General features: G+C 59.7%; 8 protein-coding genes. 5 read left to right on the top strand and 3 right to left on the bottom strand.

The window, feature by feature from the left end:
* Positions 1–4: 4 nt before the first annotated feature.
* Complete coding sequence (locus A3714_RS00650; protein WP_062817856.1) at positions 5–997, bottom strand: GlxA family transcriptional regulator; 993 nt, start codon at positions 995–997, stop codon at positions 5–7.
* 96 nt (positions 998–1093) lie between these two features.
* Here A3714_RS00650 and A3714_RS00645 point away from each other — a divergent pair, with 96 nt between their 5' ends.
* A complete protein-coding gene (locus tag A3714_RS00645; protein ID WP_063509156.1) occupies positions 1094–2881 on the top strand; it encodes an acyl-CoA dehydrogenase in 1788 nt (595 codons plus the stop codon).
* Positions 2882–3228: 347 nt separating this feature from the next.
* On the opposite strand, the gene fabB is transcribed toward A3714_RS00645, so the two are convergent.
* Positions 3229–4443: a beta-ketoacyl-ACP synthase I gene (gene fabB / locus A3714_RS00640; RefSeq protein ID WP_062817854.1), complete on the bottom strand. Its 1215-nt coding sequence runs from the start codon at positions 4441–4443 to the stop codon at positions 3229–3231.
* Positions 4444–4452: 9 nt separating this feature from the next.
* Positions 4453–4980 carry a 3-hydroxyacyl-[acyl-carrier-protein] dehydratase FabA gene (gene fabA / locus A3714_RS00635; protein ID WP_062817853.1) on the bottom strand — a complete coding sequence of 176 codons (528 nt, stop codon included), beginning with the start codon at positions 4978–4980 and terminating at the stop codon, positions 4453–4455.
* Positions 4981–5370: 390 nt separating this feature from the next.
* Here fabA and A3714_RS00630 point away from each other — a divergent pair, with 390 nt between their 5' ends.
* Genes A3714_RS00630 through A3714_RS00615 form a run of 4 tightly spaced genes read left to right on the top strand, consistent with a single transcriptional unit; the run spans position 5371 to position 9344 of the window.
* Complete coding sequence (locus tag A3714_RS00630) at positions 5371–7341, top strand: heme lyase CcmF/NrfE family subunit (RefSeq protein ID WP_063508854.1); 1971 nt, start codon at positions 5371–5373, stop codon at positions 7339–7341.
* Positions 7331–7873, top strand: coding sequence for a DsbE family thiol:disulfide interchange protein (locus A3714_RS00625; protein WP_062817851.1), 543 nt, complete (start codon positions 7331–7333; stop codon positions 7871–7873). The genes A3714_RS00630 and A3714_RS00625 overlap by 11 nt, the downstream gene beginning before the upstream one ends.
* Before the next feature lie 5 nt (positions 7874–7878).
* The gene (locus A3714_RS00620; RefSeq protein ID WP_062817850.1) at positions 7879–8319 is read left to right on the top strand and encodes a cytochrome c-type biogenesis protein; all 441 of its coding nucleotides are present in this window, start codon (positions 7879–7881) and stop codon (positions 8317–8319) included.
* A complete protein-coding gene (locus A3714_RS00615; protein WP_063508853.1) occupies positions 8319–9344 on the top strand; it encodes a tetratricopeptide repeat protein in 1026 nt (341 codons plus the stop codon). The genes A3714_RS00620 and A3714_RS00615 overlap by 1 nt, the downstream gene beginning before the upstream one ends.
* The last annotated feature ends 44 nt before the right edge of the window (positions 9345–9388 follow it).

The following is a 9388-nucleotide window of genomic DNA, read 5'->3' as shown; positions in this document are numbered from 1 at the left end:
ACGGTCAGTCAGTGAGGGCGCCGGTGCGGGCAAAACGCTGACGGTAATGGCTGGGAGACAGGCCGGTATGGCGCTTGAACAGACGGGAAAAGCTGCTCACGTCCTGGTAGCCAACCTGTTCGGACAGTTTTGCCAGGTTATTGGTGCCGCGTTCCAGCATCTTGCGGGCTGCCTCGATGCGTACCCGCTGAAGATATTGCAGTGGAGGCTCGCCCAGGGTGGTGGTAAAGCGACGCTGCAGCTGGCGGGGGCTCAGGTGGACCATTTCCGCCAGCTGGCCCAGGCTGGTGCTTTGCTTGTAGTGCTCATGAATCCAGGCCTGAATGGTCTGCACCTGATCGTCCTGGTGGTAGCTGTGGGCGGGCAGGCCGGCGTAGATACTTTGCAGGTCATTACGTACATCAATCACAAAGGCGCGGGCCAACTCCCGGGCAAGGTCGGCGCCACAATAACGCTCCACCAGCAGGATGGTCAGATCCCGCCAGGCGGTGCCGCCGCCGGCGCAGAAAATATTGCCATCACGGGTGATCAGCTCGCGCTCGTTGAGTTTGACCTGCGGATAATGATGCCGGAACTGCTGACTGAAACCCCAATGGGTCGTCGCGGTCTTGCCGTCCAGCAGGCCGGCTTCTGCCAACAGGAAGGCACCGGTACAGTTGCTGGCCAGATCCGCGCCCCCCTGATAAAGAAATCGCAACCAGGGCAGCGCCTCCTGTTCCTGGGCCAGTACGGTTTCCAGCTTGCCGCCGATGGTTGGCACGATCACCAGGTCAGCCTGATCCAGTTGCTCCAGGGAGCAGTCCACTGCCATGCGGATGCCGTTGGTACAGCGCACCGGATTGCCGCCCCGGGAGACAACCTTGACCTCGAATTGCCGATTCAAGGGTTGATCATGTATCCGGTTCCAAGTCACACCGGTCAGGTTGAACAAATCCACCACCCCGGTCAGAGCAGAGGCAAAAACGCCATCGAAGGCTAATACGGCTACTCGATACATCGTGTCGTATTCCACCATGAATAAGTCATAGGCGACAATGCCAGATGGGCAGGGGGAATGGCAAGCTGTTCCACCTGAATTAACCGGAGCCAAGCCGTGAGTGATGTGATTCTCGATCGCCGTGATCTCAGTTTTCAGTTGTTCGAGGTGCTGGATACCGACACCCTGTTTCAACGTCCGCGTTTTGCGGAACACAGTCGCGAGACGGTTGAGGCCGCACTGGATACCGCCGAGAAACTGGCCCGGGAAAAATTCGCCAATCACAACAGCCTGGCGGACAAGGAAGAACCCTCCTTTGTGGACGGCAAGGTGGTAATGCGTCCGGAAGTCAAAGAGGCCTTCGACGCTTATATCCATGCGGGATTCCTGTCTTCGCGGGCCAGCTTTGAAGAAGGGGGCATGCAGTTGCCGGAGATCGCTGCGGCGGCCTGTAAAGGCATGTTCACCTGTGTGAATCCCAGCTCCACCGGCTATGCGTTTCTGACAGCAGCAGCGGCCAATGTGATTCGCAGTTTTGCCAGCGATACGCTGAAATCACAGTTTCTGACGCCGATGATGGCGGGGCGTTTTACCGGCACCATGGCATTGACCGAACCCCATGCCGGCTCCTCCCTGGCGGACATCCGCACCCGTGCGGTGCCCCAGGATGACGGCAGCTATCGCCTCAAGGGCAACAAGATCTACATCTCCGGCGGTGACAACGAGTTAGCGGAGAATATTGTGCATCTGGTGCTCGCCAAGATACCCGGCGGTCCGGAAGGCGTGAAAGGCATTTCCCTGTTTGTGGTTCCCAAGTATCGCCTGGATGCGGATGGCAACCCCGGCGAACGTAACGACGTGATACTGGCCGGGCTGATTCACAAACTCGGTTATCGCGGTACCACCAGCACGGCGCTGACGTTCGGTGATAATGATGATTGTCACGGCTATCTGGTCGGTGAACCCCACCAGGGGTTGCGTTACATGTTCCAGATGATGAATGAAGCTCGGGTCGGGGTCGGGTTTGGGGCTGCCGTGCTGGGCTATCGGGGCTACCGCTTTGCGCTGGATTACGCCCGGGATCGCCTGCAGGGTCGTCACCCGGACGATGCGGATTTCAGCAAACCGCAGGTGCCGATCATTGAACATGCGGACGTGAAGCGTCTGCTGCTCACCCAGAAAGCCTATTCGGAAGCGGCCATTGCCATGAGTCTGTATGGCTATCGTCTGGTGGATGATATCGAGACCGGTGACGAGGCCGCGGCGAAAGAGGCGCACCTGTTACTCGATCTGCTGACGCCGGTACTGAAAAGCTGGCCCTCGGAATTTGGTGTCAAAGCCAACGACATGGCCATTCAGGTATTCGGTGGCGCCGGTTACACCCGGGAGTACCCGGTGGAACAGGTTTGGCGGGACAACCGACTTAACCCGATCCATGAAGGCACCACCGGTGTGCAGGGCATGGACCTGCTGGGGCGCAAGGTGTGGATGGCCAATGGCAAGGGCCTTCAACTGCTGGCCCAGCGTATGCTGGCCGATATAGATAACACCACAGACGAACGCTGCCAGCCTTTTGCCCAGGCCCTGAAGGCCATGTTGCCGCGCATTGAAGCGGCCACGACAGTGGCGGGCAAGCTGATGGCAGAGCAGGGGCCGCGCATGGCCCTGTCCAACGCCAATGCCTATCTGCAACTGATGGGGCATACCGTGGCGGCCTGGATGTGGCTGCGACAAGCCAATGCGGCCGCTGCGCTGGAGGCGCCCGAAGACCATAATTTTGCGCAAGGAAAATTGCAGGCGGCACAGTATTTCTTTCACTGGGAGCTACCCCGGGTTGAGCTGGACGCGCAACGGCTTATCAGTGCGGACAACACCTTTATCAAGATGGAAGATCACTGGTTCTGACTGCGCAATCTTGTGTGCCTATCGTCATCAGGCTCGGGACCTGCCTCGGCAGGAATAGCTATGACGGTATTTTCAAGCCTCCTCTGCGGAGGCTTTTTTTTTGGGTTAAACACCGGCAGCGTTACAAAACCTAGGGTGCACTGAGCCTAAGCGAACTGCACCATCAAACGCCCGATTGGTGCAGTTCGCTGAGGCTCAGTGCACCCTACGAATGAAGGAAGGTTTTCGTGGACTCGAAGCGATGCAGGGCGGCCTTGCAAAAACAAATACCCCAAACAAAAAGAGCCCGGCAATGCCGAGCTCTTTTTCGCTGTTAACTATTAATTGTTAACTATTCACTGCCTTTCTCACCCTTCCCATTTGCGCAGTACCAGACTGGCATTGGTGCCACCAAAACCGAAGCTGTTGCTGAGTACAGTGGTTGGGCCTGTGTCCTTGCCTTGCACCAGAATCGGCAGACCTTCCGCTTTCTCGTCCAGCGTCTCGATATTGGCGCTCAGGGCGGTGAAGTTGTGCTGCATCATCAGCAGGCTGTAGATGGCTTCGTGGACACCCGCCGCGCCGAGGCTGTGGCCGGACAGGCTCTTGGTGGAGCCGATGGACGGACAGTTATCGGCAAAGACCTCACTGATGGCTTTCAGCTCGGCCACATCCCCCACCGGGGTACTGGTGCCGTGGGCATTGATGTAATCCACTTGCCCCTCCACGGTGGCCAGGGCCTGGCGCATGCAGCGGGCGGCGCCTTCGCCATTGGGGGCAACCATGTCATGGCCGTCGCTGGTGGCGCCGTAGCCAATCACTTCCGCGTAGATGGTTGCGCCGCGGGCCTTGGCGTGCTCCAGCTCCTCCACGACCACCATGCCGCCACCGCCGGCGATGACAAAGCCGTCACGGCTGGCATCGTAGGCCCGGGAAGCGGTTTCCGGGGTGTCGTTGTACTTGCTGGACAGGGCGCCCATGCCGTCAAACAGGCAGCTCAGCGTCCAGTGTTCTTCTTCGCCGCCGCCGGCGAACACCACATCCTGTTTGCCCAGCTGGATCTGTTCCACTGCGTTGCCAATACAATGCGCGCTGGTGGCGCAGGCGGAGGCAATGGAGTAGTTGATCCCCTTGATCTTGAACGGGGTGGCCAGGCAGGCCGAGACGGTGGACGCCATCACCCGGGGAACCATGTAAGGCCCCACACGCTTGACGCCACGGTTGCGGGCGATATCCGCCGCTTCAACCTGGTTAAAGGACGAGTGGCCACCGGAGCCGGCGATCAGGCCGGTTCGCTCGTTGCTGACCTGGTGCTCTTCCAGACCGGCATCGGCGATGGCCTGTTGCATGGCGATGTAGGCGTAGGCAGCGGCATCCCCCATGAAACGGCGGGGTTTGCGGTCAATGAAGTCGTCCAGCGCGATCTCCGGCGTGCCGGCAACATGGCTGCGCATACCGAGCTCTTTGTAGTCTTCCTTGAAGCGAATGCCGGAACGACCCTCGCGCAAGGACCGGGTGACGCTGTCGGTATCGTTGCCCAGGCAGGAGACAATGCCCATTCCTGTGATGACTACGCGGCGCATGATTGACTCCTAAAATCCGTCGGTGGAAGTGAACAGGCCCACGCGCAGGTCTTCGGCAAGGTAGATCTCCTTGCCGTCCACGCTGACGGTGGCATCGGCGATGCCCAGAATCAGCTTGCGGGAAATCACCCGTTTCACGTCCAGCTTGTAAGTGACTTTCTTGGCGGTGGGCAGAATCTGCCCGGAAAATTTCACATTGCCCACGCCCAAGGCCCGGCCACGTCCCGGGTGGCCCAGCCAGCCAAGCAGAAAGCCCAGTAACTGCCAGGTGGCATCCAGGCCCAGGCAACCGGGCATCACCGGGTCGCTCTCGAAGTGGCATTCGAAAAACCACAGGTCCGGGCGAATATCCAGCTCGGCAATAATTTCGCCTTTGCCGTACTTGCCGCCTTCATCACTGATGTGGGTGATACGATCCATCATCAGCATGTTGGGCAAGGGCAGACGGGCATTGCCGGGCCCGAAAAGCTCACCGTGTGCGCAGGCAAGCAGATCCTCGCGATCGTAGGAGGATTTCTGTTCTGTTGTAGTGCTCAAAGTCTTACTCCGTGAAGGCCTGATGGCGCATTCCGAGTATATGGATGATTTATGACGTTTTATCTTCACCGATATGACACGGTGTCATGATCGAACGCATACTAGCAAAGCCAAGTGAAAGCATACGAATAGCAAGCGTCTCAAAATATGTCGAAAGGATGGCTTTACCGAAAATGACCGATGAACGGACAATAAAGACGCCTGTCTATGATACCCATGAGTCAATTGCGGCTCGGGAGCCTGTGAAAATCGCCTCGCGCTGTTCAACGGCTCCCCCCACGCCACGGACTTGCAATTGCCGGACCATGTACCGATGCTATGCGCGCCGGACCGCGCGTAATGGCGGTTTGACAGGCATCGGACAGTAAAAAAGCGGATTGAGGAGCTCTCGTGGCGGCAGAAATCGGGCATCTATCCCTGTGGTTGGCACTGGCTGCAGCCCTGTGTTTATCGGTATTCCCGTTGGTGGGAGTGCAGCGCAATATCCTCGCCCTGCAATGGTACGCCCGGCCTCTTGCCTGGGTGCAATGGCTGGCCCTGACCCTTTCCATGGTCTGCCTGGGCTACAGCTTCTACATTAACGACTTTTCCGTGGCCTACGTGGCCAATCACAGCAATTCCGCCTTGCCCGTGGCCTACCGGCTGTCCGCTATCTGGGGCGGGCATGAGGGCTCGCTGCTGCTGTGGGGCTGGATGCTGGGCGGCTGGGCGGCCATGGTGGGGGTGCTCAGTCGCAGCGTGCCGCTGGCCATGGTGGCCCGTGTCTTGTCTGTCATGGGCATGATCTCGGTGGGCTTCCTGTTGTTCATGCTGCTCACGTCCAATCCGTTTGACCGCGTGCTGCCCTGGTTCCCGCTGGACGGGGCAGACCTGAACCCACTGCTGCAGGATCCGGGGCTGATTATTCATCCGCCCATGCTTTATATGGGCTATGTGGGTTTTTCCGTGGCTTTCGCTTTCGCCGTGGCCGGCTTGCTGGCCGGGAATCTGGATCCGGCCTGGGCGCGCTGGGCCCGGCCGTGGACCACCGTGGCCTGGAGTTTTCTCACCGTCGGCATCGCGTTGGGTTCCTGGTGGGCCTATTACGAGCTGGGCTGGGGTGGCTGGTGGTTCTGGGACCCGGTGGAGAATGCCTCCCTGCTGCCCTGGCTGGCCGGGACCGCCCTGATCCACTCCCTGGCCGTGACGGAAAAACGTAACCTGTTCCGGGCCTGGACGGTGCTGTTGGCGATCATTGCCTTTTCCCTGAGCCTGCTGGGCACCTTCCTGGTGCGTTCCGGTGTGCTCACATCCGTCCATGCCTTTGCTAACGACCCCGAGAGGGGGGCGTTCATCCTGGGATTTCTGATCGTGGTCGCCGGTGGTGCACTGACGCTGTTTGCGGTCCGCTCTTCCACCCTGACAAACAACAAGGGCTTCAAGCCGGTGTCCCGGGAAGCCTTTTTGCTGGGCAACAACCTGATCCTGCTGACCGCCACCTTTGTGGTGCTGGTGGGAACCATTGCGCCGTTGTTCTTTGAGGCCCTGGATCTGAAAATTTCCATTCGAAGCCCCTATTTCAATGGATTCTTTGTGCCGCTGACCATGGCGTTGATTGCGCTCATGGTCCCGGGCGTATTCAGTAACTGGAAGCGTCAGGATGGCCGCGTGCTGGTCAAGCGGATGGCCATGCTGGCACCGGCAGCGGTGATTGCCGGCTGGTTCGGCTCCCGATTGCCGGAGCCATCTCCCTGGCAAGGTGTCCTGGCGATCATGCTGGCGTTGTATCTGGTGTTTGCCCACGTGGACGATGTGGTGCGTCGTGCCAGGGCCTATGGTCAGGGATTCTTTACCGGCCTGCGCAAACTGGGACGGGCTTACTGGGGCATGGTGTCGGCCCACTGCGGACTGGCGGTGATGGTGGCTGGCATCACCCTGGTGAGTTTCCATGAAGTGGAGAGAGATATCCGCATGGGGCCCGGAGACCGGGCCAGTATCGGCGAATACGATTTTGTCTTTGATAGCCTGGACAACTATCAGGGGCCCAACTTTGATTCCACCCGTGGCCATTTCCAGGTTTCCTACCAGGGTGAACCCGTGGTGATTCTGCACCCGGAAAAAAGAACCTATCACGCCAGCGGCCAGATCATGACCGAAGCTGCCATCGATGCGGGTTTCTGGCGTGACCTTTATGTGGCCATGGGCGAGCCCCTGGATGATGGCAATGCCTGGGCGGTGCGGATTTATTTCAAACCGGGTATCCGCTGGATATGGCTGGGTTCACTGATCATGGCGTTTGGTGGTGTGCTGGCGCTGTCGGATAAACGCTACCGGCGCTTGCGTTTTGCCAACGGGGAAAAGGAAGCGACCAATGAAAGCTAATTCTCCCTGGGTATTCCTGCCGCTGGTCGGCTTCGTGTTGCTGGCGGTGTTGTTGGCCAGCGGCCTGGGGCGTGACCCGCAGGAATTGCCCTCGGCACTGGTGGGCAAACCGGTACCGAGTTTCAGCCTGCCGTCGCTGATGACCGACGAGACCCTGACGCAGGACTCTCTCAAGGGGCGTTGGCAGTTGCTCAACGTGTGGGCCACCTGGTGCCCCACCTGCTATATAGAACATCCTTTCTTGCTGGAACTGGCCGCCCGGGGCGTTGCCATTGCCGGGTTGAACTACAAGGACGAGAGTGATCCGGCCCGTCAGTATCTGGCGGAGCACGGTAACCCCTTCACCCATGTGATTGTGGATGCGGATGGGCAGTTGGGTCTGGATCTGGGCGTTTACGGCGCACCGGAAACTTTCCTGATCAATCCGGACGGCGAGATTGTGCTGCGCCACGCCGGTGACCTGAATGCCCGTGTCTGGAAGGAAAAATTTGTGCCCTTGCTGGAACAGAACCAACCGGGGGGGGAAGCATGACACGGATGCTGCGAATTGTTTTTCTGCTTGGCATTTCCCTGTCGGCCATGGCCGCCACCGATATCTATCAATTCGAAACCCCGGAACAGGAACAGCGGTTTCGGGTTTTGCTGGATGAATTGCGTTGCCCCAAATGCCAGAACCAGAGCCTTGCTGATTCCGATGCCGGCATTGCCCAGGATATGCGCGCCCGGGTCGAGATCATGATCAAGGAAGGCAAAAGCAACGACGAGATCGTCGACTATTTTGTGGCCCGCTACGGCGATTTTGTCAGCTACCGCCCCCCGGTAACGCCGACCACCTCCATTCTCTGGCTGGCGCCATTGCTGCTACTGGGCAGTGGTGCAGTGATCATCGTGCTGTTGTTGCGCCGGGCCAGTGCCCGGGTGGATGACAGTGATGAGGGCGGTGAGGAAAGCGACATGAATCAGCGGGGAGACCGTTAATGGTGTGGATAGTGATTTCGGTGGTCCTGCTGGTCGCCCTCGGCGCCCTGATATGGCTGCTGTGGCAACGCGAAGCCCGCAAGGCGGGCAAGGTAATGCGTGGAGCCATTGGCATCCCGCTGGTCGTGGTGCTGTTGGCGGCTCTCGGGTACGGCCTGATCGGTTATAACGAACACACCAATGACTGGCTTGCCGACCAACAGGAATACCGCGACGTGGCCCGCGCCATTATCGCCGGTGAGTCTCCGGAGCGTGCCGCCTCGGAGGTGCCGGTGGGCGCCCTGGTGCGAGTCCTGCAGGCAGAGTTGGTAAAGGAACCGTCTGCCATGGGCTGGTATGCGCTGGGCTCGCTGTACGATCAACTCGGCGCCCCGGAGCAGAGTGAGGAAGCGGCCCGCAAGGCGTTGGCCATGAGTCCGCAGGAGCCCGCCATGCACTTGCTGCTGGCCAGGGCGCTGATTCAGAAAGCCGGTGGCAAACTGACGGACCCGGCCCTGGCAGAGCTGCGTTGGGTGCTGGACCGGGAACCTGCCCATGACGGTGCCTGGATGATGCTGGCCATGTCTGCGGATCGGGCCGGGCGCTATGACCTGGCCGAGCAGGGCTGGCAAGCGCTTTTGTCCCGCCACAGTGAGGGTGAAACCGGTGATCTGTTGCGACGCGGTCTGGAAAATGCCCGCCAGCAAAAGTCACGTCAGGAAAAGTTTGCCGGGATTCAGGCGGTGGTCGAGGCGGACGATCTGCCCGCAGGCGGCACCGTCTTTGTCTATCTTCGTGAGGCCGGCAGCAGTGGCCAGCCGCTGGCGGCCCGCCGCCAGGTGGTTCCCCATTTCCCGGCCACCGTGTCGCTGTCGGCCCGGGACTGGCTGCAACGCTATCCGGATGACTCGGCGGCGCTGGTCATAGGCGCCCGTTACACCCCGGCACCAGGCGGCGGCGTGGATCAGGCTGCCATCATGGCTCCGGTCAAACCCCTTGAACTACCCCAGAAGAGTCCGGCCACGCTGGTTCTCGAGCGCCCCTGAGCCCGTCCTTTCAAAGGGGGGCTACCAAGGTAGCACCCTCCAAT

This window comes from Alcanivorax sp. HI0007 (assembly GCF_001635525.1).
Taxonomy (GTDB): Bacteria; Pseudomonadota; Gammaproteobacteria; order Pseudomonadales; family Alcanivoracaceae; genus Alcanivorax.
Note: the sequence above shows the minus strand (reverse complement) of the source record. Positions and strands in the feature narration are given on the sequence as shown.

Coding starts and splice junctions, on each gene's coding strand:
- A3714_RS00650 (WP_062817856.1), bottom strand. CDS start 997: ATGTATCGAGTAGCCGTATTAGCCTTCGATGGCGTTTTTGCCTCTGCT.
- fabB (WP_062817854.1), bottom strand. CDS start 4,443: ATGCGCCGCGTAGTCATCACAGGAATGGGCATTGTCTCCTGCCTGGGC.
- A3714_RS00625 (WP_062817851.1), top strand. CDS start 7,331: ATGAAAGCTAATTCTCCCTGGGTATTCCTGCCGCTGGTCGGCTTCGTG.
- A3714_RS00620 (WP_062817850.1), top strand. CDS start 7,879: ATGCTGCGAATTGTTTTTCTGCTTGGCATTTCCCTGTCGGCCATGGCC.
- A3714_RS00615 (WP_063508853.1), top strand. CDS start 8,319: ATGGTGTGGATAGTGATTTCGGTGGTCCTGCTGGTCGCCCTCGGCGCC.